Below are 26,076 nucleotides of genomic sequence, written 5' to 3' on the forward strand. Positions count from 1 at the left end.
CCATTCCGAGCGCTTAACCGTTCGACATCTGGTTTTGCTAGGCTCTCAGACGACGGCTCTGCCTATACAGCATACTGAAGCCAGATAGCATATGAGAAGATTGGCCACAGACCGTGCCCGCAGCAGCCAACCTGCCCATCGACACGCATACAGAAAGGAAGCCTGTGAGCGTTCTTATTCTCATTCTGTGCATTCTCGGCGCCGTGTTGCTCTCATCGTTCCTGAGCCGCTTCCTGCCGCGCATCTCCACGCCGCTCGTGCAGATCGTGCTCGGTCTCATCGCCTCGCAGATGCCGTTCTTCCCGGATGTGCAACTCGACCCGGAGCTGTTCCTCGTGTTGTTCATTGCGCCGCTGCTCTACCTTGAGGCGCATGAGATCAACAAGAGCCAGCTGCTCGAATCGCTCAAGCTGTCGCTGTCGCTCGCCATTGGTCTGGCCATTTTCACGATGGTGGTCGTCGGATTCTCGCTGCACGCACTCTGGCCCATGTTCCCGTTGGCCGCTGCACTGGCGCTCGGCGCCGCACTCGGCCCCACCGATGCGGTCGCCGTGAGCTCGCTGAGTCATGAGGCCACGTTGACGCAACGCCAGATTGGCGTGCTCAAAGGCGAATCGCTGTTCAACGACGCCTCGGGCATCGTCGGCTTCCAGTTCGCGATCGCAGCCGCCGTCACCGGCCAGTTCCGCGTCACCGAGGCGGCCTGGGAGTTCCTCATCACCTTCTTCGGAGGCGCCATATTCGGCTGCATTGTGGGTGTGCTGGCCAATTGGGTGTTCGAATCCTCGCGCCAACTCGGTTGGGAGACCACCACCACACGCATTCTCATGGAGCTGTTCCTGCCGTTCCTGCTGTATCTGGGCGCCGAGGCCGTGCACGTCTCGGGCATTCTCTCGGTGGTGGCCGCAGGCCTCGTGATCCGTTTCGACCGCACCGGCATAGGGCCGAATGTGGCCCGCACGAACATCGTCGCCTCAAGCGTGTGGTCGGTGCTCTCGTTCTCACTCAACGGCGCCGTGTTCATTCTGCTCGGCATGCTGCTGCCGGGGGCTATGCGCACGAGCTGGGATAACCCGATGGTGAGCAACTACACGCTGCTTGCGATTATTCTGTGCGTCTCCGCGCTCGTCGTGGGACTGCGCTTCTTGTGGGTCTCGGGCATGCTGCGTCTCGCCCGCGCGCAGGATTCCCACAAGAGGCGCCGCATGACGCCCGGACGCTGGCGTTCCGCCGCCGTGATGACCTTCGGCGGGGCCAAGGGCACCATCACGCTGTCGTTGATGTTCACGATCCCGTACACCATTGCCGATGGCGAATGGTTCCCGATGCGCGACGAACTCATCTTCATCGCCGGCGGCGTGATCATCGTGACGTTGCTGCTCGCGAACTTCCTCCTGCCCGTAATCGCGCCGAACAGCGCGAAGGACGCGTCACGCGAGACCACCGAGGCCTCCATAGAGGTGCTGCGGCGCACGGTGGAGGAATTGGCGGAACTGACCACCGACGAGAACCGTTCCGCCGTGATGGTGGTGATCAACTCGTACACCCAGCGCATCGGCCGGCTCAAGAACCAGCTGGGCACCATAGACCCTTCGGCACGCATCGAACTGCAGATCGACGCGCTCAACTGGGAGAAGGAGTACGTCAAGCGCAGGCTCGCCGAATTCCGTTTCGACCCCACGCTCAGCGAGCGCGAACGCGAGGTTAATGTCGAGGCATGCGAACGTCTGCTCGACCAGATCATGGACACCCTGCGTCACACGAACACGAAACACGACTCCTCGCACGTGGTCTGGCAGGTCAAAGGGCGTGCCCATTCGGCGCAGCGCCGTCTGGTCCTGCTCTCCCGCCGTGCCGCCAACACGATTCGCCGCAGCACGCCGCTCGTCAATGAAAGCGAGATCTACGCGAGTCTGCGCAATCTGGAACTCGGCGCCTTCGATCATGTGATCGACAGGCTGTACGAGGAGATGAGCAGCAACACCTACGGCACGGAGTACGTATCGTCGCTGCTCATGGATTACCGGCGCGCGGAAGCGGCGCTCAAATCGCGCCCGAACATGGCGAATTCCGCCTCACTCGTCACCCAGATCGAAGACGTCAAGCGTGAAAGCTTCGGCATCGAGCTCAGCGTGATCCAGAACATGGTGGAGGCCGGCGACATCACGCGCGCGCAGGCACGTCAGCTGCGCAAGAACGTGTATGTGATGAGCGTGGCCGCCGATTCGAACTTCTGATCTGCCTTCTGATCGGCACTGCGCGGCACGGTTTGCGGAAGAGTCTGAATACGGCGGCAGTGGTTGCGAATCAGATGATGCCGGAGGCGATGTCCTGGTCGAGCAGCCACTGGCGTAGGTCGGAGAACTCCTCCATGCTCACCGCGTGGTCGAGTCCGCGGTAGCCGCGTGCGGTGAGCCAGGTGTGTTCCTCGAGCCATGCGATTGTCTCGTAGATCATGTATTTCGGCAGCACCGTGTCGAGTTCACCGTACCCGTAGAACACCGGGATGTTCAGATCGGCGAGAATGTCGTCGTACGGAGTGGTCTCGGGCACATTGCCGGGCGCCACGAATCCGGAGAGGGAGATCGCCGCGCGGTAGCGTTGCGGGTGCACGCGCAGCAGCTCGACGGCGAGCGTGCCGCCCTGCGAGAAGCCGATTGGCACCACATCGCGGTTCTCGTCCACGTTCGTGGTCACCCAGTCGTCGATTGCGCAGGCGGCGGCATAGGCGTCATAATCAAGATCGTCGCCCACCGGCACCGCGTCATGGAACCAGCTGTAGGCACCCGGCTGCATGGCGAATCCGCGTGACGACGCCTCCTGCAGCACGAGCGGCGCCCGCAATGACACGAAATCGTTGTATGGCGCCACATAGCGCATCATGCCGGCGAGGTCGTCCTCATTCGACCCCCAGCCATGCAGGCAGACGAACAGTGGTCGGTTCGGCTGCGCATTGCCGCCGCCTCGCGAGGCCAACGCCTCGGTCACGGCAAGCCGGTCGCCGAAATGCCCGGGCACCACCGAGGCCACGCGGCCCACCGGCGGCTCCATGCGTTTGCGTTCACCGGCGCTCTGCCCGGCATACGGGCCCGACGGCGTCGTGTTCGCTGCCTCGTTCATTTCATGCTCAAGATTGGCGAAATCAACCAGATCGTCGAGCTCGCGCGACAGATCGTCGGAGGGCTCGAACGGATCGTGGGGGTTCGTGGTGTCGTCTGCAGTGCTCATGCGTCTTAATATACGCGCATTACCTCTGCACCCGCTTGGTCTGCCATGCTGTACGCCAAATGGGCATGGTGCCACGCGCACGCGCCGCATGAGGTCACTGAGCGGCGCCCGTGGTATCGCCGTTCGACGGCGTATCACCGCCGTTGGTGGTGGTGTCGGTCGTATTGGGCGTAGTGGTGTCGGTGTTGGCCGCACCAGCGTCCCCGGCGTCGGGTGTGGTGGGCTGTGTATTCTGCTGGGCCTGCGCAGCCTGCTGTTGCGCCTGCTGGGCTGCTTGCGCCTCGGCTTCGGCCTGACGTTGCGCCTCCTCGGCCGCCTGCTGGGCCGCTGCAGCCTGCTGGTTCGCATACTCGGTCTGCGACTGCTGTACGGCGGTGCCGGCATCGGTAAGCGTCTTCACCATGGCCGACACATCCTCCGCGTTCAGATTCTGGCCGTCCGCCAGCTTGCGCGCATCTGCGATGCGGTTCTCCAGATCGGTGCGAACCTGCTCGTCGGTCACGGCGTTGGCGCTTGCGTCGAGAATCTTCTGCGCGTCGTCTATGGCCTTCGTCAATTCGTCGCGTGCGGCCGACTGCGATTTCGCGTTCTTCGAATCGTTCACCGCCTTCGTTGCCGCGTCAACCGCGCTCTTGGCCTTGGTGATCTCGTCTGTGGTGTTGCGCAGCGCATCCGTGGTCTTCTCGATCGCAGCCGCGTCGGCATCCGCCGCACATTCCGCCACCGACTGCTGGTCGAGCTTCTCGGCGTCGGCCACGGCGCTCTTCAACGTGTCGAGCGTCTTCGCATCGGCGACCTGATCGGCCGGCGTGCCGGCAAGACCATTGGCATCCTTCAATGCCGCCGCCAGTGCGGTATGGGCATCGTCGTACGAATCACGCGTGTTCTGACACAGCGTGTATGCATTCCGCTGTGCGTCGTTCTTGCGACTGCTCGACCACCATGCAATACCGCCAGCGATGAGCGCGATCACGAGCACGCCAACAACAATGCCCACGATGAGCTTCGTATGGCTCTTGCCGCCACCATTTGCCGAGTGATGAGGGGCTTCCTCGTCGGGCTCGTCACCCGATCCATCTGCATTGCCGTCCGCATCCGTCGGCGGAATGGTCGGCGGCATCGCGGCCGGGGCGGCCGGCGGCATCACCGACGTCTGCGAATCTACAATCTGCTCCCATTCCGAGGAGACGACGCGCGTCGGTGCATCCGCCGGCAGCGGAGGATTGACCGAGACGCCCGCCAGCACATCGTCATGGGGCGACGTGAACAGCTGCGTGGGCGCGGCATCGCCCGCAGACGCGCCGTTCACCGTGTTCGCCGCATGACGGCCGGCACTGGGCTGGGGTGTGATGAGCGGCTGGGTCGCGGCTAGCGTGGGCGCCGCGGAATCCGCAGGGGTCTCATCCGGCGTCGGCGTTGCATCATGTGCGCCCGAACGCGCGGTGCGGCGCGCGTGATCATGCGGATGCCCACTCGCCGGCGGCGCGGGAATCGCAGCCGTATTCGCCGAGCCCGCAGATTGCAGCTGGGTTTCGTGTGCGGCGGCATGCGACGGATCGTCGTCCATGCTCGGGAATTCGAGCGCATCTTTGTCCACTTACATGGGTGACATCGAAATCGCGCGGCTCCGGACTCACCGGAAACTGCAAATCAGACGGATTCTCCGAATCAGTCATGCCTCTCTTCGCCCTTCTGTGTCAATCTGTACATCCATTCACCGAGACATCAGTCGGTGATCTGCGCGCGGTAGAAGTTCTGGTACGAGCGCGACGGCGTCGGGCCGCGCTGCCCCTGGTAATGCGAACCAGTGGTCTCGGAGCCGTAAGGGTGCTCCGACGGCGAGCTCAGCTGGAAGAAGCACATCTGGCCGATCTTCATGCCAGGCCAGAGTTTCACGGGCAGTGTCGAGACATTCGACAGCTCAAGCGTGATATGCCCCTCAAAACCGGGGTCGATGAACCCGGCAGTCGAATGGGTGAGAATGCCCAAGCGACCGAGCGAGCTCTTGCCCTCCAATCGTGCGGCGAGCGTCTCGTCGATCTTCACGTACTCCCAGGTAGAACCCAATGCAAACTCGCCGGGGTGCAGAATCCACGGTTCGTCCGGGCCCACTTCGAACTGTTCGGTGAGCTCGCCCTGGTTCTCCGCCGGATCCACGTAGGTATACGCATGGTTGTTGAACAGGCGGAAGAAACGGTCGAGACGAACGTCAATGGACGCTGGCTGCACCATTTCGTCGGTCCACGGATCAAGCGAGATATGACCCTCGGCGTGCGCGGCACGGATGTCGCGGTCAGATAGCAGCATCAGCTTCTCCTTGCAAAGGACGATGAGTGTTCCTGCGCACGTCGGACGCATGCATACGCTGCCATGCCCCTCGCGCGCACATATACGGCCCAGTGTAGTAATACCAAGCGAATTCACCGGCGGCATGAGCGAACACCGCCATCGACCCAGCCGTGGCCGCATTCAGTGCCCGGAAAACGCAAGGGCCTGCCACGACCGGCAGGCCCCTTGCGGGAATCCAAACGGAATCAGTGCTTCGCACGCATGCGCAGGAAGATCTTGCGAATCTCCGATGCGATGAGCACGATGGCGGCCAGGCCAATGCATTCCAGCCATGCCATCGGAGGCAGCGGCGTGGTGCCGAATGCAGTGTTGAGCCATGGCACGTAGATCACGAGCAGCTGCAGCACAATCGACAGCGCGATGGCGCCCCACAGCCACTTGTTCGAGAACAGCCCCCTGAAGGCGCTCTGCAGGTGCGAGCGCGAGGCGAGCGCGTTGAACAGCTGGGCGAACACGAGGATCGTGAAGCCCATCGTGCGCGCCTCGACCATCTGGGCGTCGTGGCCGAGCGCATCCACGGAACGGTCGGTGAACAGACCGCCGCTCAGGTGCATATCCATGCCGATCAGCGTCACAATGGCCATGATGAGGCCGATGTAGACGATGTCACCCCACATCGCGCCATCGATCACACGGTCGGTGAGCTTGCGCGGCTTGCGGTTCATTACGTCTTCGGTCGTTGGATCCACGCCCATCGCGAGCGCCGGGGCGGCGTCGGTGAGCAGGTTGATCCACAGCAGCTGGGTGGCGAGCAGCGGCACCGTCACACCCACGGAATCCGGGTTCTTGATGCCCAGGAAGCCGGCGAGCACGACGCCGAGGAACACGGTGAACACCTCGCCCACATTCGAGCTGAGCAGGTAGCGCAGGAACTTGCGAATGTTGTCGAAAATGCCGCGGCCCTCGCGCACGGCGGCGACGATGGTGGAGAAGTTGTCGTCGGCCAGGATCATCTTGGCCGACTGCTTCGTCACCTCGGTGCCGGTGATGCCCATGGCCACGCCGATGTCGGCGGCCTTGACCGCAGGCGCATCGTTCACGCCGTCGCCAGTCATGGCGGCGATGTTGCCCTGGCGCTGCAGGCTTTCCACGATCTTGAGCTTGTGCTCCGGGGCCACACGGGCGTACACGGAGACCTCGGAGGTCGCCTTGTCGAGCTGCTGCTCGCTCATGGCGTCGAGTTCGTCGCCGGTGAGCGCCTTGCCGCCCTGTTCGATGATGCCCAGATCGGAGGCGATGCGGGCCGCGGTGAGCGGGTGGTCGCCGGTGATCATGACCGTGCGCACGCCTGCACGATGTGCTTCGGCCACGGCGTCACGCACCTCCACGCGCGGCGGATCGATGATGCCGACCATGCCGGTCCAAATGAGCTGATGTTCGATCACATCCGCCTGCTCCGAGATGTCGGAGACGTCTCCCGCGGCATTCGTGCGGATGCCCGGCACCTCGCTCAGCGAAGCGGTCTCGAGCGGTCGGTATGCCTCGCCGAGCGTGCGGTAGGCGTTGCGGGAGAGCTCCTCCACCTTGTTGAGAATGTCCTGGCGATCGCCTTCGGTGAGCTTGCGCACGGCACCGTTGACGAAGATGCGGTCGCAGTAGCTCAGCAGCACGTCTGGGGCGCCCTTCGCGAACACGGTGAGCTTGCTCGAGTCGGTGTCGTTCTTCGTGATGACCGACATGCGCTTGCGCTCCGACGTGAACGGGATCTCGGCCACACGGGTGAAGTGGCGGAAACGCTTGTCGGCGTGCGTCTTGCGGGCTGCCACGACGAGCGAGACCTCGGTCGGGTCGCCGACGATCTCCCATGTGCCGGGCTTGGGGCCCTCGCGCAGTTCGCCGTCGTTGGCCAGCGTGCCGGCGCCCAACGTGGCGTACACCTCGTGCGAGATGTTCTCCGGCACGGCATCGCCGTTCAGCGAGACCATATCGCCCTCGGGCGCATAACCGGTGCCGGTGAGTTCGACTTCGCCGCTCGGCACGACCACGCGTTCCACGGTCATTTCGTTACGCGTGAGCGTACCGGTCTTGTCGGAGCAGATGACGGATGCGGAACCCAGCGTCTCCACCGAATGCAGCTTCTTCACAATGGCATGGTGCGCAGCCATCCGCTGCACGCCGAGAGCCAGCACGACGGTGAGAATGGTCGCCAGACCTTCCGGCACGGCGGCGACAGCGAGCGAGACGGCGAGCAGCAGAGAATCGATGACGTCATGCACGCTGTGGAAGCCTTCGAGCACGGCGAGCGCCAGCAGCACCACCGCTGCGATGATGCACACGGCGATGCCGAGGATCTTCGAGACGTGGTTCATCTCCTTCTGCAACGGCGTGGTGTCGTCTTCAGTGGACTGCAGCAGGTCGGCGATCTTGCCCACCTGCGTGTTCATGCCGGTGCCGGTCACGATGGCACGGCCGGTGCCCTGCGTCACGGACGTGCCGTTGAACACCATGTTCGAGCGGTCGCCCAAGGCCTTGGCCTTCTCAAGCGTCTCCGGCTTCTTGCTCACCGGCACGGACTCGCCGGTGAGCGATGCCTCCGCGATGCGCAGGCTGGCGGCGGCGAACAGACGGCCATCGGCCGGCACCGTGTCGCCTTCGCCGAGCACCAGCACGTCACCCGGCACGATGTCGGTGGTGGCGATGCGTTCCACCCGGCCGTTGCGCAGCACATTGGAGGTGGGCGCCGTCATTTCGGACAGTGCGTTGACCGCCTCGTCGGCCTTCGCCTCCTGCACATAGCCGAGCACGGCGTTCACAATGAGGATCAGCACGATCACTATGGCATCGAAGGGCAGCGCCTCGCCACCCTCGGCACCGGGGGTCGCATTCACCTTCTCGATGATCCACGCGACCAGCGAGATGGCCGTCGCGGCGAGCAGCAGGTAGACCAGCGGGTCCTGGAATTGCTGCAGGAACTTCTTCCACTTGGGCACGGGCGGTGCGGAGGCCAGTTCGTTCGGGCCGAACTCCCCGAGTCGGCGTTTGGCTTCTTCGCTGCTCAGGCCGGTGCGGGTATCCACATTGAGGGCCTTGGCCACCTCGTCGGCGCTGGCGAGCGACGGGTCGACGTCATGGAGCAGCGCCTCTTGGGCCTTCACTTCCTTGGATTCTTCGGCATCCGCAGGTTCCACATGGGGTTCGCGGTTCAGTGCGGATGGATCTATGATGCGATCATCCATAAATAATCTCCTCGGTCAGCCGCGGAGTAGTCAACCATGCTCTGTCTGGCCTGCAACTGCCTCTGTTCGCAACATCCGCAGAGTCTGCATACGCAATCTGCACAGTATTGCACAGACTGCAACTGTTGCTGCAACGGTTTGCAGGGCCGGCACACGCTTGGCTGCGCGGTTATGGGCATACGCTTTGTCGCGCAATGCTAACGGTTGCCATTATTCCATATACCGCGACGCAACCCTTTGCCTGTAAGTGAATATGGTGTGCAGCCCCTTGTTTTTTCACCGATTCTTGACAACGGGTGCTGAGAGAATGAGCGCATGGTTACTAAGAAGGGCCCGACCAAGGGGTCGGGCGGCAAACATCGTAATTCCCTGCGCGGCAAGGGCCCCACCCCGAAGGCCGAGGACCGTGTCTACCATAAGGCGTACAAGGCGAAGAAGCAGGCCGAGAAACGCCAGCGCTCCGATCCGCGACTGGCCGCACGCCGTCGCGCCGCACATTTCACGTCGAACTCCGACGATCTGGTGATCGGCCGCAACTCGGTGCTCGAGGCATTGCGCGTGGGCGTTCCCGCCAGTGTGCTGTACGTGGCGAACCGCATCGAACACGACGACCGCACGCGCGAAATCGTGCGTCTGGCGGGTCAGCATGGTCTGAACCTGCTAGAGGCGGACCGTTTGGAGATGGATCGCATCGCACGTTCGGGCAATCACCAGGGCGTAATCCTCAAGGCCGACCCGTTCCAGTACTCGTCGCTGCATGAGCTGGTGGAACGCGCGGAGCGCAAGGCACGTGCTATGGAGATGGCGGATTCCAAGGCCTCCCGCCTGAGCGCACGCCCACTGTTCATTGCCCTCGACGGCATCACCGACCCACAGAACCTAGGCGCCGTGATCCGTTCCGCCGCCGCATTCGGCGTCAACGGCGTGATTCTGCCGGAACGCCGCTCTGCGTCGGTGAACGCCGCCGCGTGGAAAGTCTCCGCCGGAGCCGCCGCGCATATGCCGATCGCCCGCGTCGTGAACCTCACGAAGGCAATCGAGGCGCTCAAGGAACACGGTTACTACAGCATCGGCCTCGACGGCGGCGGTAGCAAGCTCGTGGGCGAGACCGGCTTCGAAACCGATCCGCTCGTCGTGGTGCTCGGTTCCGAGGGCAAGGGCCTGAGCAGGCTCACCCGCGAGGCATGCGACGCCATCGCGAGCATTCCGATCACCAGCGCCGTGGAGTCGCTGAATGCCTCCGTGGCAGCGGGCATCGCCCTCTACGCCACCGTGAATGCACGGCGCAAGGCCGGCGAAGCCGCCAACTAACACCCCGGGCATCACGCTCGTCATCTGTTCCAAGCTGCAGTCAGAGGACGAGTATGATGCCCGGTTTGTATTTCATCGCATGCCGTCGGCGAGGTCGCGAACATGACCCACCTTAGGCGAGCAGTTCGTTGAACGCTTCGGTCATGGTGGGATGCGTGAAGATGGCATCGCGCAGGTAGGCGGCATCGGCATGGAAATCCATCGCCACCTTGGCCGTGTTGATCATCTCATACGCCTCCGGGCATAGCAGCGTCACCCCGAGCAGCTGCCCGGTGGCGGGGTCGGTGAGCGCCTTGAGCAGTCCTTCGGTCTCGCGCATCACCACGGCCTTCGGCACCGCGGCGGTGGGCAGCGTGTGCACCTGCACCGCAATGCCCTGCTCGGCGGCATCGCGTTCATTGAGACCCACACGCGCGTACGGCACATGCAGGAACACGCACGACGGCACATTGCGGCGCTGCGCGCGGTTGTATTCCGGCGCATCCGGCGCAATCTGAGACCAGACGATGCGGTAGTCGTCGAGTGAGATGTACGTGTGCTGCGGGCCGCCGTTGCAGTCCCCCATCGCCCAGACATTCTCGTCGGTGGTGCGCAGCAGATCGTCCACCACAATGCCGCCGTTCGCATCGGTCTCAATGCCTGCGGCGGCCAGATCGAGGTCTGCCGTCTCGGGAACGCGTCCGGCGGCCACCAGCACCGCATCGGCGCCGAACACCGCGGCGGCTCCGTTCACTTCGGCGTCCACCCGAACCGAAGCGCCCTCACCGGCATGGCCGCCGGATCCCGGACTCACACGGGTGACGACCGCGTCGGTCACCACTTCGACGCCCTGTCGCTTCAGCATGTCGAGAATGGCCTCGGCCATGTCGGCGTCCTCACGTGGCAGCACGCGATCGTTGTGCTGGAGCACATGCACCTCGGAACCGAAGTCTGCAAGCATCGACGCGAATTCCAGGCCAATGAACCCTGCGCCCAGAATCACCACGCGTTTGGGGAATGCGGGCAGCGAGAGCATGCCCGTGCTGTCATACACACCGGGCGTGGTGCGAATGCCTTCGATATCGGGAATCCGTGGCTTGGCGCCGGTGTCGATGTAGATGCGGTCGGCCTCCAACACCGTCTGCACACCATCCGCGCCATCCACCAGCACGGTGTGCGCGGCGGTGAACCGCGCCGTGCCATCGAGCACCGCCACGCCGTCGAGCACATCGAGCTTTCGGTAGTTCGCCGTGCGCAGCTTCGACGTGAGCGCCGTTTTCGCCGCCATCGCCTCGGCGAAGGCCTGCCGCGGCTCGGCACCATGCCGGTCTGCCGCATAGGCGTCGAGAATGAGCGACTTCGACGGCAGGCAGCCGATGTTGATGCACGTGCCGCCGTACATGTTGCGATCACGCTCGACCAGCGTGACATGGCCGCCCTCCTTGGCGATGCGCGCGGCCAAGGTCTTGCCTGCCTTGCCGAAACCGATGATGAGATGCTCTACATGCCTGGATTCCATATTCGCCTCCCGTAGACGTGGTGTGGCTCTCACGCTAACGGACGACGCGCTGTTCGCGAACAAGCATCTCCGTACGCGAAGAACCGCACACCGCCATACAGAATGCGGCGATTTGCATCAATTCACATCGAGGGGCCGCTCAGTGCGCCCATACGGCGGCATCCGGGTCGTCCTCGGGATTGTACCCGTCGTCATGAGCGGTCGCCGGCGCAGTGTGCTCACTGTTGTTCGAGGCGTCGTCATACGTGTATTCGTCGTCGACCACACCGGCATCGGCATCGGCGTTCAGCTCGTTCACCGTCTTCGTGTCGAGCTGGTACTGCGGCAGCACGTTCTTGATGTAGCTTTGCACGGCCTCGGCCATCGGCACATCGTGGCCGGCCTTCTCGGCCATGTACCAGCGGTGGTCGAGCACTTCATGGAAGAACTGCGCGGGCTCGATCTGCGAACGGTATTCGCGTGGAATCATGCGCACCGTCGGCTCGAATACCTCGCGCATCCAGTCGGTCGCCACAATCTCGAGATCCTCGCCGTCACGCCAGCTCGAGGCGCGGTAGGCGTCGAGGTCGTTGAGCAGTCTGCGGGCCTGGTTCTCCTGCACGTCGAGGCCGGTGAGGCGCAGCAGTTTGCGGTTCGCATAGCCAGCATCGACAACGCGCGGGCGCACGAGCACACGCTTGCCGTCCTCGGCGGTCTTCATCTCGAGCTCATCCACATCGAAGCCAAGCTCGTTGAGACGATTCACGCGCTTCTCGATCTTCCACATCTCGTTCGGCGAGAAGTTGTCGGTGTCGGTGAGCGCGCTCCACAGCGAATGGTAGCGGTCGACGAGCCGGTTTCCTATGGAGATCTCGTCCACATCCGGCGGCAGCAGCTCACCCGAGCTCAGATCCATGAGTTCGCCGATGATGTTCGTACGGGCCAGATCGATATCGTACTCGCGCTGCCCGGAGGTCAGTTCAATCTGCAGATCGCCCGTCTCGGCGTCGACGAGGAATGCGGAGAATGCGTCTGCATCCTTGAGGAAGAGCACGTTCGACAGCGAGACATCGCCCCAGTAGAAGCCTGCGAGATGCAGACGCACCATGAGCACGGCCAACGCGTCAATCAGGCGTTCCGCGGTGTCGGGCCGCAGCGTGCGCGCAAACAGGGCGCGGTATGGCATGGAGAAACGCAGGTGCTTGGTCACCAGGATCGCCTCGAGCGGCTCGCCACTGTCGTCATGCCTGCCGGTGACCACGGCGATCGGCTGCACAGTGGGCAGATTCAGCTTCTGCAGCTGGCGCAGCAACTCGTACTCGCGTTCGGCCACGGTGCGCGTGATCTCCTTCATCGCGTACACCTCGTCGCCCACGTGCACGAAGCGCACGATATGGCGGGAGATGCCTCGCGGCAGATTCACCAGCAGTTCCGGCGGCCAGGTGGCAAGCGGCTTCTCCCACGGCAGCGTGAACATCTTCGGGTCCGAGCTCGCCGCTGTGATCTTCAACGTCGATGGCTCGGAGCCTGGCGTCGCGGGATCCTCGGCCTTCACCGACGTCGCTTTCAACGCGCGCGGATCCAATTGCGGATTATCGGTTATTCCCATGCCCTACCCATCCTTGTGCCATACAGTGCGGTATTCAGATTTCAGATTCCCAGATTACCCGCATTCCACGCCGGACACCCGAATAATCTGCAAAAGGAAGAGAATGCGCCCGAATATGCGAAGGACCCCGTGTATAACGGGGTCCTTCGCATATCATGTCAACGCCCTACATGTGCGCTTCCGCCTGTTTCCAAGCGGATGCGCTTGGCTTAGTTGAGACGCAGCTCGGTGGACGGGGAGAAGAGGTGCATCTTGGCCGGGTTGACCTTGATCTTGACGACGTCGCCGACCTTCGGGAGCACACGCGGATTCACACGAATCGTGGTGAGCTGGTTCTGGTCGGACATCAGCGTGTCAGTGGTCTTCTGAGCCACGGAATCATCGGTGATGATGTTGCCGTAGATGTAGCCGTCGGAGCCGAGATCCTCGACGTTCACGACCTTGAGCGAGAAGGCGTTCGCCTCATCCGGGGCCGCCAGCGAGGCGTCCTCCGGACGGAAGCCGACGATAATTTCGTTCTTGTCTTCCGGCGTGAGCTTGTCGAGGGCCTCCTTCGGCAGTTCCATGGTGTCGGCGCCGATCTGGGCCTTGCCATTGACCACCGGGTGGGTGTTGATGTTCATCGACGGAGAGCCGATGAAGCCTGCGACGAACACGTTGGCCGGGCGGTCGTACAGCTCGGTCGGGGCACCGACCTGCTGCAAGATGCCGAGCTTGATGACGGCGATACGGTCGCCCATCGTCAGGGCCTCGGTCTGATCGTGGGTAACGTACAGCGTGGTGACGCCGAGCTGGCGCTGCAGTGCCGCAATCTGCGTACGGGTCTGCACACGGAGCTTTGCATCGAGGTTGGAGAGCGGCTCATCCATGAGGAAGACCTTCGGCTCACGAACGATTGCACGGCCCATGGCGACGCGCTGGCGCTGACCACCGGAGAGAGCCTTCGGCTTGCGGTCGAGGAACTCGGTGAGATCGAGGATCTCGGCGGCCTTCTCAACGCGCTTGCGAATCTCGTCCTTCGGGGTGCCGGCAATCTTCAGGGCGAAGCCCATGTTGTCGGCGACGGTCATGTGCGGGTACAGCGCGTAGTTCTGGAACACCATTGCGATGTCGCGGTCCTTCGGCTGCATCGTGGTGACGTCCTTGCCGCCGATCAGGATGCGGCCCTTGTTCACCTCTTCGAGGCCTGCGAGCATGCGCAGGGTCGTGGACTTGCCGCAGCCGGAAGGTCCGACGAGAACGAGGAACTCGCCGTCCTTGATATCAAGATTGAGGTCATCCACCGACGGCTTGTCGTTGCCCGGGTAGATACGAGTGACATGATCGAAAATGACTTCTGCCATGTGCTGTTCATCCTTTCATCGGCAGGTACGTGCCGAACGATCCGTTGTGAGGGGATTACTGTGTTGTGTTGTTTCCGTTTGCAACCGTCGTCTTCGACTAGGCCACAACCTTCCACTGCTCTGTGAAGTGTTTCTCTTCGATGAGCTCTCTTCACTATACACAATCCGGCGAACAAAGCAAATCCCTCCGCCTTGCACGCCGTCTCGTGCATATGCACAAGCTTCCCCACTTGCCCGAACTGGTAGGTTCGTGATAGCCATCTTGCCAAATTTGCCGTGCGACACGCAAGCATGTCCACAGAACGGGCACATTGGCGTCCATGTCACGCGCGGAATCGATGTCGATAATAGAATCGGCACTATGACGGCAAGAAAAAGCGCACGACGGCCCGGTCTGACACTGCACACCTGGCAGCACTACACGAACGCACCCATGTTCGTGCTCTCCGCATTCTTCCTGTTCGCGTACTCATGGCAGATTCTCGCAGGCACCCACACACGGCTGTGCAATCTGGTGATCAACCTGGTCTGGGTGCTCTACGGCATCGACTACGCCGTCTCGCTGTACCTCGCGCCCAACCGGTGGAGCTGGTTCAAAAGCAACCTGATCCTGCTCATCACGATGATTCTGCCGATGTTCCAGCCGTTGCGGCTGCTGCGCTTCGTCCCCATGCTGCACATGTTCAACCGCTCGGCCGGCACGGCCTCGCGCGGCCGCATCACGTTGTACGCGGTGGCCGTGGTCTCAATGCTCATCTATGTGGGCGCGCTCGCCGAATACTCGGTGGAGCACAAGGCTCCCGGTGCCACGATTACCAGTTTCCCGCTGTCGATCTGGTGGGCGTTTGTCACGGTGACCACGGTCGGCTACGGCGACGTCTACCCGGTCACCACACTGGGCAGATTCATCGCGATCATTCTCATGATCACCGGCATCGCCGTCATCGGCATCGTGAGCGCCATGATCTCGTCGTGGGTGATCGACCAGGTCAACGTGGCCCGCCAGCCCATGCCGCCATTGGCGCACACCGCGAAAACCGCCACTTCGGGCGACGCTGCTTCCAAGGGGACGCAGGGTGCGACGCAATCCGTCTCGAGCAGTTCACAGGAGGTTCGCGAAGACTTCGACGCCGAGGACTACACCACTGGCGATGAGGACATCATCGACGCACCCGATCCGCTCAAGGAGGAGATTCTCGGGCCGAATCTGAACACCGCACAGTCGAAGATCATGCAAGCGGAACTGCTGCGGCTCACCGATTCGGTGAATCGTCTGCACAACGAGATCGAGCGCATGCGGCGTGCGGAACGCAGGCATGCGCACACCTCCGGGCAAACCACACGCAAATCGAAATGGCGCGGGGATCGCAGCGGGCACATGCCGCCCCACGACTCCCATGAGGGCGACGAACCGGCCTGAGTCGACGCGCCCACCCGCTTTTCGCACATTTGTTCGCATCGCGAGTGCGTTCGCTATACGATAGGCGTATGACTGATGTATACGCATTGCAATTGCAGCCCGGAGACGTGGTGGGCGGCTACACGCTCGAGTCACGCCTTGGTTCCGGTGCCATGGGTTCCGTATGGCGCGCCGTTGACGGCGGAGGCAATGCGTATGCGATGAAGATCCTGCGGGCGTCGCTCTCCGATTCCGACGACGGCAATCCGGATTCGCCCGAATACCGCGCGCAGGTGGTCGCCCGTGAGCGCTTGCGCCGTGAGGCCGTGGCGATGCGCAAGATCCGCAATTCGGGAGTCTGCCAGATTGTCGACATGGAGATAGACGATTCGCTGGCATTCCTGGTGACCGAACTCATCGAGGGCGAGAATCTGCGTGAGGATGTTCGCCATAACGGCAAGTATGTGGGAGACGATCTCGAACGGCTCTCCAGCAAGCTCATCGACGCCGTGCATGCAGTGCATGAGGCGGGAATTGTGCACCGCGACATCAAGCCGACCAATGTGATGATTTCGGTGACGGGTCCTGTGCTCGTGGATTTCGGCATCGCGATGACGCCGGGGGAAAGCCATGTGACCAGCACCGGGCTCGTGATGGGCACACCCGGCTTCATTGCCCCCGAGGTCATCGAGGGCGCCGAATCCACGGCGGCCAGCGATTGGTGGTCGTTGGCCTCGGTGCTCGCATTCGCGGCGACCGGCGAACCGGTGTTCGGCACATCGCCCATGATGGCGGTGCTGCAACGCGAGGCATCCGGTCACGCGAATCTGGCAGGGCTGCCCCCGCACACACTGGAGGCGTTCCGTGCCGCATTGAACCCCGACCCGGCCCAACGCTGCACCCCACAGGAACTGTTGGAGGCCATTCGAACCGACGCGTGGACCAGTGACGGCGAGGCGATGCTCCCTTTTGATCTTCGCCGCATAGGGCGCAGGGAAACCGATGCTCCCGGGGTGCCAGGCAGCGTGCTCAGCACCCATGAGCGTGTGGAGAACCCGCGCACATTATGGCACCGCCAGTCGTTGCCCACCGAGGCCATGCCGGTGAATGTCTCCACAGGTACGGTGCCCCTCCCCCCTATAGCCCGGGCATCGCATGCGGCAAACGACAATGGCGATATCGTCACACCTTCCTTCAACGATACCGAGAGCACAGTTGACACAAGGGTTTTACCCCAACAGAGCTTTTCCCGACAGTGGGACTCCGAGCATACGGTGACGATGCCCCAGCCGCAACCGACCACCCCACTTACGGACACACCACTCCTCGAAGCGGCGACTCAGGCCATGCGCCCCATGCAATCCGCAACCGGGTTCCAACCCGTCGGCCCTGAGGCAAACAACGCAGAGGCCTCCCCAAATCTCGACCAGTCCCAATATGATGCGCCCAATGGTGCGTATGCCCCGCAGACACCTGCCTTGCCCAGTGATTACGGACCGGTCGCGACTGCGTACCAGAACACCGTGCGCATGCACCGCACCCGCGGGATTCTCCCCGTGCTGCTCGCCACACTGCCGTTGATGGCCTTGGCCGCCGCCTGTCCCATGGGCGCAGGCATCGCCGCCAGCATGCTGATCTGGGTGGAGCTTACATTGGGCATGAACCTCAACACACATGTGGCCCATGTGCTCAGGCGCAATGGGCAGGAGGGCAACGGGTCCAAGGTGTTGCGTGTAGCCCAGCTGCCGTGGCATGCCTTTGCGGCGTTGTTCATGTCGCTCTGGAGTCTGTTGCTGTTCTGGGCGATCTATGTGGCGCTAATGCTCGCGGCCATCTATCTCACCGGATTCCCCACGTTCACCATGGATGCACCATCGCCGTTGCCGATCAGTCAGATACGGCTGCTGGCGGCATCGCCGGAGTCCACGAGCGGAGCCTGGCTTGCCGTCTCCGCGGCATTGGCATGGCTGTTCTCGCAATTCGGGCCGTATTCCGCGAATCTACGCGCCGGGGGTGGCGTGATCATCGGGCTGAGCCCCAAGCAAAGGCACATGCTCAAACCGGAGGGCAAACCCAACAACATCCGCAGGTTCATCGTCCTTGCCATCTGGATCGCGCTGCTCATCGGATCGGTCACACTACTCATCACCACCCCTTTCATCGACTGGTGGCCCATCCTGCCGTGATCCGGCTTGAAGACCATGCAAGACGCTGCGGTCAGCTCCGGGCGAATCGCGCCAGTCATTCATCAGGTATCTCCAAATGGGAAGAAAATATGCAGTGCAGGTTTTTCTTCCCATGAAAGACCTCATATCTGGGAAGAAAATATGTGGGCCCAGTTTTTCTTCCCATGAACGCTGTATATCAGGCAGACGAACCTTGCGAAGCGCAGCAGTGAAGCCGCCGTACCGAATGCCCTGACGAGCGGAGAGCCAAGCGCGCCCTACCCGAATGCCGCAGCTGCACGCGATTGCCAAAGCATGGGCGTTGCCATAGACTGCTTAGGGTAAGGAAAGGACGGGCATGGCCGCAAAGACACCAAAACGGGAAAGCCGGGCTCAACGCCGGCAGGAGGAGCAGGCGCGCGCACAAGCCGAGCGCGAGCGACTGCAGAAGGAACGCAGAACACAGACGATCATCGGCATCGTGGTCACCGTGGTGCTCATCGCACTCATCGCCATTGCCGGCATCGCCGTGTACCGCAACACGCATCCGAGTGCCGCCAAGCAGCAGGAGGCGGCGAACGAACAATCCGCAGCGCAGGCCACGCTCAAGGACTCCAAGGTGAAGCCGGCGAAGGCCAGCGAGCTCGGAGGCCTACTCGTGTCGAAGAACGGCTACAACAAGCCGGTGGAGGGCGTGCCCACCGTAGGAATCTACATGGACTTCATGTGCCCTGGCTGTGGCAATCTCAACCGCAACCTCGACCAGGACCTCGTGAAGATGATGGATGCAGGCCAGATCAACATCGACCTGCACATCATGAGCTTCATGGACCGTTACTCGTGGATCAACGGTGATTCGAACAATGTCGACGATTACTCGAGCCGCACCGCCAATGCGGCGATCTACGTGGCAGAGCACGATGACGACCCGAATCATCTGCTCAACTTCATCACGAACCTCTACGCCAAGGATTTCCAGCCTGAAGAGGGTTCCGGGTACAAGCAGGTGACCGACGACCAGATTAAGGCCCGCATGGATGGCACCGGCATCTCCAAGGATGTGCAGGACAAGGCGATGCAGCGCGGCTACGACAAGTGGCTCGATGCCGTGAACACCTACACCCCCACCCGTTCCGAGCTGTTCAACCGTTCCGGACAGCTCAAGGGTGCGATGAGCACCCCGACGATGACGATCAACGGCTACTACTGGGATATGAACAGCAGCGAGGTCACAAGCCACAAGACGCTCGCCGAGGCGTTCCTCGAGGCAATCGGTCTGGCCCAGAACAAGGTGGGTGATGCCGAGGTGCGTCCGTCGATTGGCGCGACCGGCAAGCCGCTCATCGGCTATGCCGACAACAACACCGGGGCTGCCACGAACTCACAGTGACCCACCCGGCGATAGCGGGGCCACGAAAATCTGCAGCTAGACACGCACGTACACCATGCCCTCGCCTCACGTGAGGTATACTCTGTGACGACCGTGGAGATATTCCACATACCGAGCCGAGATTGTGAAAGCTCTGTGTGACACGCGCGTGGCCGGTTTGCCAGCGATTCCGGGCATCTGCTATGCTCGGCTGTTGACGTCGAGCGCACGTTGCGCCTCCTTAGCTCAGATGGCCAGAGCGGCCGCCTTGTAAGCGGCAGGTCGTCGGTTCGATCCCGACAGGAGGCTCCACGGTTGTGTCGGGGGAATGTATCGCGTACAATGAAGGTACATTTCCTTTGAATTGATAATTGAATAACACTTACCACGAGTAAGATCCAGAAGTCTTCCCCCCCAACCATGAGACTTCTGGACTGAGCAGCGACCCTCCCCTAGCGGTCGCGCTCAACGGGGGCGAGATAACCCCCTTCTCTCTCGCCCCTATTACCTCAATGGCTTCAGCGTTTCGGCGCTGAAGCCATTTCTTTTATTCACGTTCACTGTCTATGCAGAAGGTGAGTTGCTGCCGGTACAATCGATAGCACATATTCACAAGCACCTGCTCGACGACCACGCCTGCGGCGCAAGATGCAGGGGCTCCGTTGCAACGGAAAACGGGAAAGAGGAACCATGGCGAGACGTTGGACTCCGCAGCGCATGATGCGATTGCGGACCATTCGCATTGCGTCGAGTATGGTCACCATTGTGGCCCTGCTGCTCGGTTTCTTCGTGTGCGCACGAAAAACCGTGGCGCTCGAGGTGAACGGCGAAACCACCACCGTCACCACGTTCGCGACCACGATTCCCGGGTTTCTACGCGAACAGCATGTCAAGCTCAAAACTCACGATCTGGTGCGCTCCTCCACTCCGGGCCAGCTCACCGACAACTCCACCGTCACCGTGCAGAGCGCCTACCAGACAACCATCTCAATCGACGGCCAGCAGATGCCGTTCTGGACGGTCGCCGACAGCGCGGAACAGCTCATCGCCTTCTTCGAACAGAACGAAGTGGCCGCGAACCGCATCACCGTGGACATCAAGAACGTGTATAACCAGCTCACCGGCGGACTGGTGATCAACGCCGACGGTCCGGTCACCGTGATCGCGGACGGCAAGACCTCCATTGCCCCCAACGGCAAGCTCCCCGCCGCCTCCATAATCGATTCGAAAGGCATCACGCTGGGCAAGAACGACCGCGTGAGCGTTTCGAAAGACGGCTCGCAGACTATTCTGCGCGTGGAGCGCGTGACCACCAAGGAGATCACCGAAACCGAGGATGTTCCGTTCTCCACGCAGACGATTGTGGACGACTCGCTTGAACCCGGGGTCACCGAGGTACGGCAGGAGGGCAGGAACGGGCAGAATCAGCTGCGCTACCGCGTGACCTACGTAGACGGCAAGGAGGACTCCCGCGAACTGTTGGACACCACCCCACTGTCCACCCCAATCGACCGGATCATCGCCATAGGGCCTGAACCCGTGAAAGAGACGCCCCAGAAGGAAGACAACCCCGGCGCGTCCAACGACGAAGTGCAATCCGCAGGCCAATCTGCAGGCAATTCCGCGGGTACGAACGACAAGCAGTCCGCAACGGAAAACAACACCGGAGACGCCGCGGAACCAAGTGCTGAATCCTCCCCCACCCCCTCGGCACAACCGAGCCAGCAGCCCAGCGCGAAGCCGAGCGAGCAACCGACGAGCAAGCCGACGCAATCCGCACAGCCCACACAGAAACCGTCTGAGCAGCCTACGCAGCAACCGTCCGCGCAGCCCACCCAACAGCCGAAGCCCACGCCGACACCTACCCAAAAGCCGACGCAGCAACCGGAACAGCCCACGCCATCGAATTGCCGCCTGTGCAAGCCGAGTCCGAGCGCCGCGCAAGCGTATGCGGCCGGCGCCGCAGCACAATACGGGTGGACCGGCAAGAACTGGGAAGATCTGGTGAAGCTGTGGAACCGCGAATCAAACTGGCTGTGGTATGCGGAGAACAAGTCGTCGGACGCATACGGCATACCGCAATCCCTGCCGGGCAGCAAAATGGCGCAGTTCGGCGAGAACTGGAAGGAAGACGCCGCCGTGCAGATTGACTGGGGACTCAACTACATCGCCACGCATCCGAAGTACGGCAGTCCGAGCAAGGCGTGGGCCCACTCCGAGAAATACGGGTGGTATTAAGGAGCGCCACATGTTGGCACGCATCCGGTCTGCCCGACAGTGGTGCGGCCGCACATGCAGCAGATGAAGACGCCTACACTTGGTATTGAGCATTTGACAGACAGGATCACACAAAGATCACACAAGGATTCGGGAGCAAGCATGGGCACAGCGCAAGCAGACGGCGGGAACCTGCTGGGAGCGGCCGATATTCGCAGAATCGCCGCCGAAGAGGGCATCACGCCGACGAAGAAGTTCGGGCAGAACTTCGTGATCGACCCCGGCACCGTGCGCAAGATTGTGCGCGAGGCGGGCGTCGACGCCGGTGACCAGGTGATGGAGGTGGGTCCCGGGCTCGGTTCGCTCACCTTGGCGATTCTCGAGACCGGCGCCGACCTCACCGCCGTGGAAATCGATCCGCCGTTGGCACAGCGCCTGCCGCAGACGATCGCCGAGTTCATGCCGAATGCGGTTAACAGATTCCGTGTGGTCAACATGGATGCGCTCAAGGTCACGCCGTCGCAGTTGCCGCAGCTCGCCGACGCCGCGACGTTCACACTGGTGGCCAATCTGCCCTACAATGTGGCGACGCCGATTCTGCTCACGCTGCTCGAACGATTCGGCAATCTCGACTCCTTCCTCGTGATGGTGCAGAAAGAGGTGGCCGAACGCCTCAGCGCACAGCCGGGATCCAAGGTCTACGGCACGCCGAGCGTAAAGCTCGCCTGGTACGGCACCGCGAAAAGCGTGGGCAATATTGGCCGCAACGTGTTCTGGCCAGCGCCGAACGTTGATTCCGCACTGGTGCGGTTCGAACGCCATGCCGCAGACGATCCGCGCAATCCCAACAACCGCAATGTGGAACGCGATCTGGTGTTCCGGCTCATCGACGCCTCCTTCGCGCAGCGACGCAAGACACTGCACGCGGCATTGAGGAAAATCGTGCCCCCCGGCGCATTCGAACGCGCGGGAATAGACCCGACTCGCCGTGGCGAGACGCTTGACATAGATGAATTCGTGGCGCTCGCCACCGCATGCAAGGAGCTTGAAGCATGAGCGCACCCAACGGCGCCCGATTCCAGACCCCCATGCTCCGCGCAGACTACGCCAGCGTGCATGTGGACTGCCCTGCCAAGACGAATCTCACATTGCATGTGGGGGAACGCCGTGAGGAATGGGACGGCAGACATACCTTGGAGACCATCTACTGCGGCGTGGGCATATACGACACGGTGACGGTGACCGCCAAGGAACCGGGAACCGGCTTCTCCCTCGATCTCGCTGGCACTCATTTGGGAGACCTGGCCGCGTCAACGAGCGACATGCGCAGGAACCATGCCGTGCTCGCCATGTTCGCGATGGCGCAGGCCAGCGGGCACGAACCTGACGTCTCCATTAGCATAGAGAAGCGCATTCCCGTCGCAGCCGGCCTGGGAGGCGGCTCGGCGGATGCGGCAGGCACACTGCTCGCGCTCAATGCGTTGTGGAATCTCAATTGGCCAGTGGCACGACTCCGCGAGATAGCGGCCACCTTGGGCGCCGACATGCCGTTCTGCGTTACCGGCGGCCTGGCTTTGGGCACCGGCTTCGGCGAGCGTATAGAGGATCTGACCGCATCCGACCCGCGTATCGAACATGCGGTGGGCGATCTGTTCGCAGATGCCCCCTCCGGCGATGGCGCGCACATGCTCGTCGGCGCATACCTGTCACAGCTGAGCACGCCAGAAGTCTACTCCACCTTCGACGTGCTCGGCGCAGGAGAAGGCGACCTCAACGAGTTGCAGCACGCCGCCGTCTCGCTGCATCCGCGCAGCGGCGTGGCCATCCGCGAAGCTCAGCAGGCGGGCGCGACGAGTGCCTTCGTCTCCGGATCGGGCCCTACCGTGATCGCCGTGGTGCCTAACGACCGGGTGCGCGAGGCGACGCGCGCGGCATGGCAGGCTTCCGGGGCCGTCGACCGCATCATCGAAGCACAGGTGCCGGCCGTACCGCTCATGCGAGCCGAGTAGCGGGCAGCCGGACCGCCGGGCGTCAGGGCTTATGCGATACTGGAACCACCGGTTACATGTAAAGGATTGACATGGCAGAGAATAATGACGCCCGCGAAGAACGCCGGGAGTACATGCACAGGCGCCAGACGATCGTGTTCGCGGTCGTGGGCGCGGTTCTCGTGGTCGCGCTGTTCATTTCGTCGCTGTTCCTGTTCCACGTCGGTGGTCTGGGCGAGGTGAAGACCACTGCCGAGGGGGCGAACCACGGTGTGGTGGCGCCCTGCGTATCCCCTGCCGAAGATGGCAGCAAACCGAAGTACCTCGACAGCAAATCCGTAACCACGCGCGTGCTCAATGGCACGAAGTTCTCCGGGTTCGCGAATGCCGTCGGCCAGGCGCTGCAGAACCGCGAATTCGTGGTGCAGAGCATTGACAACTACGACAATGCGAAGGTGGAGCGCACCACCATCGTGTTCGGCAAGAACGCCATTCCGCAAGCGTACACGCTTGCCGCGAACTTCCCTGACGCCCAGCTGCAGATGGATGATCGGCAAGACAAACTGGTGGACGTGATTCTGGGCGCCACGTTCCAGAACCTCACGAAAACCGATGAACTGCCCAAGACCGGCTCCGAGATCCCGAACATCGAAGGCTGCAAGCCGGCGAACGACATGAAAGACCTTCCCAAGGCCCCCGAGCATACCCCGGTGGGCTGATTCCCCTTCGTCCGCCTGAAACGGCACCTTTTCGGCATGATTGTGGTCGGGGCGGGACCTCGCTTCGTCAAACGCTCGCTACGGCGGCTTTGCTACCGCGGCTCGCGGCAGCAAAGCCGCCGTACGGAGACGCTTCGACGAAGCGGGGGCGTCGGTCGGGACCCGCACACGGCACACCGGCATTCCTACAGCGCACTACTCGGCTTGCGAGGCATACCAGTTGTGGAGCTCAGCCACAGCGGTGTCGTGATCGACGGGGCCGTTGTCGAGACGATATTCAAGCATGTGTCGGTACGCCTTGCCCACCAACGGCCCGGGGGCGATGCCGAGTTCGGCCATGATCTCGTCGCCGTTGAGATCGGGGCGAATCGCATCGATGTCCTCCTGCTCCTTGAGCTTGGCGACCCGTTCCTCCATCTCATCCATCGCATGCTCGAACATGAGCGCCTTGCGTCGGTTCTGCGTGGTGGCATCGGCACGCGTCAGCCGATTGAGACGGGCGTAGAGCGGGCCCGCGTCCTTGACGTAGCGACGCACGGCGGCATCGGTCCACGGTTCGTCCACGTAGCCATGGAAGCGCAGGTGAAGGTCGACCAAGTCACTCACCTGCTCCACCACATGATGGTCGAAGCGCAGCGCCCTGAGCCGTTTGCGCGTCATCTTGGCACCCACCGCATCGTGGTGGTGGAAGCTCACTTTGCCTCTCGGCTCGAATCTGCGAGTCTTCGGCTTGCCAATGTCATGCATCAGGGCCGCCAAGCGCAGCACCAAGTCCGGGGCCGGCACCGGGCCATCCGGGCCGGTCTCCAATGCCACCGCGCGGTCGACTACGATCATCGTGTGGTCGAACACATCCTTGTGGCGGTGGTGTTCGTCAATCTCCAAGCGCAGAGCGGGAATCTCGGGCAATACGACATCGGCAAGACCCGAATCCACCAATGCCTCAATGCCGGCACGCGGGCGGTCGGAGAGCAGCAGCTTCGTCAGCTCGTCACGCACACGTTCCGCGGAGACGATCTCAATGCGGTCGGTCATGCGCGTAATCGCCTCGGCGGTCTCGGGTTCAATCGAGAAGCCGAGCTGCGCAACGAAGCGAACCGCCCGCATCATGCGCAACGGGTCGTCGTCGAAGCTCTGATATGGGTCCACCGGCGTGCGCAGCACCCGCTTGTTGAGGTCGTTCGCCCCGCCGAACGGGTCTACGAATTCAAGGTCGGGCACAGTGAGTGCCATTGCATTCACCGTGAAATCACGGCGGGAGAGATCTCCGTCGAGCGAATCGCCGTAGCTCACCTCCGGCTTGCGCGAATCCGGGTCGTACACGTCGGAGCGGTAGGTGGTCACCTCCACCTTGACCTCGGTGCCATCCGGCCGCCGGCGCATCGCACCGAGTGTGCCGAACTTACGGCCCATGTCCCAGAAGCCATCGTGTCCAAAGCGCCGCAGAATCGGCTCGAACTGCTCCGGACGCGCATTCGTGCAGAAATCGAGGTCATGCGAGCGCCGGTGCAGCAGCAGGTCACGCACCGGGCCGCCCACCAGCGCCAGTTCAAAGCCTTCATCTGCGAACATCTGCCCCAGCTCAATCGCCTCAGGCCACACCTCGAAGTTCACGCCGCACCTTTCATTTGCGCCCGCCCATGCGAAACGCCCAATCTGCAATACAAGAACCTGACGGGTGCGCAAAAGCGGCGAAACGCCCATAACGCCACGGCTGCATGCCTTG

The 26,076-nt window shown here is 62.4% G+C and carries 17 protein-coding genes and 1 tRNA gene; 10 read left to right on the top strand and 8 right to left on the bottom strand.

Features of this window, described 5'->3' with window-relative positions; genetic code table 11:
* Positions 1-164: 164 nt before the first annotated feature.
* The gene (locus BANAN_RS07770; protein WP_014698345.1) at positions 165-2,237 is read left to right on the top strand and encodes a Na+/H+ antiporter; all 2,073 of its coding nucleotides are present in this window, start codon (positions 165-167) and stop codon (positions 2,235-2,237) included.
* A gap of 70 nt (positions 2,238-2,307) precedes the next feature.
* Here BANAN_RS07770 and BANAN_RS07775 read toward each other — a convergent pair whose 3' ends face one another.
* From BANAN_RS07775 to BANAN_RS07790, 4 genes are all read right to left on the bottom strand, one after another.
* The gene (locus BANAN_RS07775) at positions 2,308-3,228 is read right to left on the bottom strand and encodes an alpha/beta hydrolase (RefSeq protein WP_014698346.1); all 921 of its coding nucleotides are present in this window, start codon (positions 3,226-3,228) and stop codon (positions 2,308-2,310) included.
* A gap of 94 nt (positions 3,229-3,322) precedes the next feature.
* Positions 3,323-4,825, bottom strand: a complete 1,503-nt coding sequence (locus BANAN_RS07780) for a hypothetical protein (protein ID WP_014698347.1) — start codon at positions 4,823-4,825, stop codon at positions 3,323-3,325.
* A gap of 128 nt (positions 4,826-4,953) precedes the next feature.
* A complete protein-coding gene (gene dcd / locus BANAN_RS07785; protein WP_004218977.1) occupies positions 4,954-5,535 on the bottom strand; it encodes a dCTP deaminase in 582 nt (193 codons plus the stop codon).
* A gap of 227 nt (positions 5,536-5,762) precedes the next feature.
* On the bottom strand, positions 5,763-8,753 hold the full coding sequence (locus tag BANAN_RS07790; protein ID WP_014698348.1) for a cation-translocating P-type ATPase: 2,991 nt from the start codon (positions 8,751-8,753) through the stop codon (positions 5,763-5,765).
* Between the two features lie 315 nt (positions 8,754-9,068).
* Between BANAN_RS07790 and rlmB the strand changes: the two genes are divergently transcribed.
* Positions 9,069-10,064, top strand: coding sequence for a 23S rRNA (guanosine(2251)-2'-O)-methyltransferase RlmB (rlmB, locus tag BANAN_RS07795; protein ID WP_014698349.1), 996 nt, complete (start codon positions 9,069-9,071; stop codon positions 10,062-10,064).
* Positions 10,065-10,176: 112 nt separating this feature from the next.
* Here the strand turns inward: rlmB and BANAN_RS07800 are convergent, their stop codons facing one another.
* The 3 genes from BANAN_RS07800 to BANAN_RS07810 form a co-directional block, all read right to left on the bottom strand.
* Positions 10,177-11,562, bottom strand: a complete 1,386-nt coding sequence (locus BANAN_RS07800; protein WP_014698350.1) for an FAD-dependent oxidoreductase — start codon at positions 11,560-11,562, stop codon at positions 10,177-10,179.
* Between the two features lie 139 nt (positions 11,563-11,701).
* The gene (locus BANAN_RS07805; RefSeq protein ID WP_014698351.1) at positions 11,702-13,150 is read right to left on the bottom strand and encodes a DUF4032 domain-containing protein; all 1,449 of its coding nucleotides are present in this window, start codon (positions 13,148-13,150) and stop codon (positions 11,702-11,704) included.
* Between the two features lie 209 nt (positions 13,151-13,359).
* Entirely contained in the window at positions 13,360-14,493 is a 1,134-nt protein-coding gene (locus BANAN_RS07810; RefSeq protein WP_004218984.1) for an ABC transporter ATP-binding protein, read from the bottom strand.
* Between the two features lie 361 nt (positions 14,494-14,854).
* Between BANAN_RS07810 and BANAN_RS07815 the strand changes: the two genes are divergently transcribed.
* The 8 genes from BANAN_RS07815 to BANAN_RS07850 all read left to right on the top strand — a co-directional run bounded on the left by BANAN_RS07815 (position 14,855) and on the right by BANAN_RS07850 (position 24,350).
* On the top strand, positions 14,855-15,913 hold the full coding sequence (locus BANAN_RS07815; RefSeq protein WP_014698352.1) for an ion channel: 1,059 nt from the start codon (positions 14,855-14,857) through the stop codon (positions 15,911-15,913).
* A gap of 68 nt (positions 15,914-15,981) precedes the next feature.
* Entirely contained in the window at positions 15,982-18,078 is a 2,097-nt protein-coding gene (locus BANAN_RS07820) for a serine/threonine-protein kinase (RefSeq protein ID WP_014698353.1), read from the top strand.
* Between the two features lie 337 nt (positions 18,079-18,415).
* Positions 18,416-19,447, top strand: a complete 1,032-nt coding sequence (locus tag BANAN_RS07825; protein ID WP_014698354.1) for a DsbA family protein — start codon at positions 18,416-18,418, stop codon at positions 19,445-19,447.
* Positions 19,448-19,661: 214 nt separating this feature from the next.
* Positions 19,662-19,738 (top strand) — tRNA-Thr (locus BANAN_RS07830).
* A gap of 378 nt (positions 19,739-20,116) precedes the next feature.
* Positions 20,117-21,664, top strand: coding sequence for an aggregation-promoting factor C-terminal-like domain-containing protein (locus BANAN_RS07835; protein ID WP_014698355.1), 1,548 nt, complete (start codon positions 20,117-20,119; stop codon positions 21,662-21,664).
* A 141-nt stretch (positions 21,665-21,805) separates the two neighbouring features.
* Positions 21,806-22,699 (top strand): 16S rRNA (adenine(1518)-N(6)/adenine(1519)-N(6))-dimethyltransferase RsmA, encoded by an 894-nt coding sequence (gene rsmA, locus BANAN_RS07840; protein ID WP_014698356.1) that lies wholly within the window; start codon positions 21,806-21,808, stop codon positions 22,697-22,699.
* Positions 22,696-23,652, top strand: coding sequence for a 4-(cytidine 5'-diphospho)-2-C-methyl-D-erythritol kinase (locus tag BANAN_RS07845; protein ID WP_014698357.1), 957 nt, complete (start codon positions 22,696-22,698; stop codon positions 23,650-23,652). Before rsmA ends, BANAN_RS07845 begins: the two co-directional genes overlap by 4 nt.
* Before the next feature lie 71 nt (positions 23,653-23,723).
* Entirely contained in the window at positions 23,724-24,350 is a 627-nt protein-coding gene (locus tag BANAN_RS07850; protein WP_014698358.1) for a LytR C-terminal domain-containing protein, read from the top strand.
* A gap of 195 nt (positions 24,351-24,545) precedes the next feature.
* Here the strand turns inward: BANAN_RS07850 and BANAN_RS07855 are convergent, their stop codons facing one another.
* Positions 24,546-25,964 carry a CCA tRNA nucleotidyltransferase gene (locus BANAN_RS07855; RefSeq protein WP_014698359.1) on the bottom strand — a complete coding sequence of 473 codons (1,419 nt, stop codon included), beginning with the start codon at positions 25,962-25,964 and terminating at the stop codon, positions 24,546-24,548.
* Positions 25,965-26,076: the final 112 nt, after the last annotated feature.

The organism is Bifidobacterium animalis subsp. animalis ATCC 25527, from assembly GCF_000260715.1.
GTDB classification, from domain to species: Bacteria; Actinomycetota; Actinomycetes; order Actinomycetales; family Bifidobacteriaceae; genus Bifidobacterium; species Bifidobacterium animalis.

Bases quoted from the DNA above. Each gene is read 5' to 3' on its own strand.
- BANAN_RS07775 (WP_014698346.1), bottom strand. From the start codon at position 3,228: ATGAGCACTGCAGACGACACCACGAACCCCCACGATCCGTTCGAGCCC.
- dcd (WP_004218977.1), bottom strand. From the start codon at position 5,535: ATGCTGCTATCTGACCGCGACATCCGTGCCGCGCACGCCGAGGGTCAT.
- BANAN_RS07790 (WP_014698348.1), bottom strand. From the start codon at position 8,753: ATGGATGATCGCATCATAGATCCATCCGCACTGAACCGCGAACCCCAT.
- rlmB (WP_014698349.1), top strand. From the start codon at position 9,069: ATGGTTACTAAGAAGGGCCCGACCAAGGGGTCGGGCGGCAAACATCGT.
- BANAN_RS07800 (WP_014698350.1), bottom strand. From the start codon at position 11,562: ATGGAATCCAGGCATGTAGAGCATCTCATCATCGGTTTCGGCAAGGCA.
- BANAN_RS07805 (WP_014698351.1), bottom strand. From the start codon at position 13,150: ATGGGAATAACCGATAATCCGCAATTGGATCCGCGCGCGTTGAAAGCG.
- BANAN_RS07810 (WP_004218984.1), bottom strand. From the start codon at position 14,493: ATGGCAGAAGTCATTTTCGATCATGTCACTCGTATCTACCCGGGCAAC.
- BANAN_RS07815 (WP_014698352.1), top strand. From the start codon at position 14,855: ATGACGGCAAGAAAAAGCGCACGACGGCCCGGTCTGACACTGCACACC.
- BANAN_RS07820 (WP_014698353.1), top strand. From the start codon at position 15,982: ATGACTGATGTATACGCATTGCAATTGCAGCCCGGAGACGTGGTGGGC.
- BANAN_RS07825 (WP_014698354.1), top strand. From the start codon at position 18,416: ATGGCCGCAAAGACACCAAAACGGGAAAGCCGGGCTCAACGCCGGCAG.
- BANAN_RS07835 (WP_014698355.1), top strand. From the start codon at position 20,117: ATGGCGAGACGTTGGACTCCGCAGCGCATGATGCGATTGCGGACCATT.
- rsmA (WP_014698356.1), top strand. From the start codon at position 21,806: ATGGGCACAGCGCAAGCAGACGGCGGGAACCTGCTGGGAGCGGCCGAT.
- BANAN_RS07845 (WP_014698357.1), top strand. From the start codon at position 22,696: ATGAGCGCACCCAACGGCGCCCGATTCCAGACCCCCATGCTCCGCGCA.
- BANAN_RS07850 (WP_014698358.1), top strand. From the start codon at position 23,724: ATGGCAGAGAATAATGACGCCCGCGAAGAACGCCGGGAGTACATGCAC.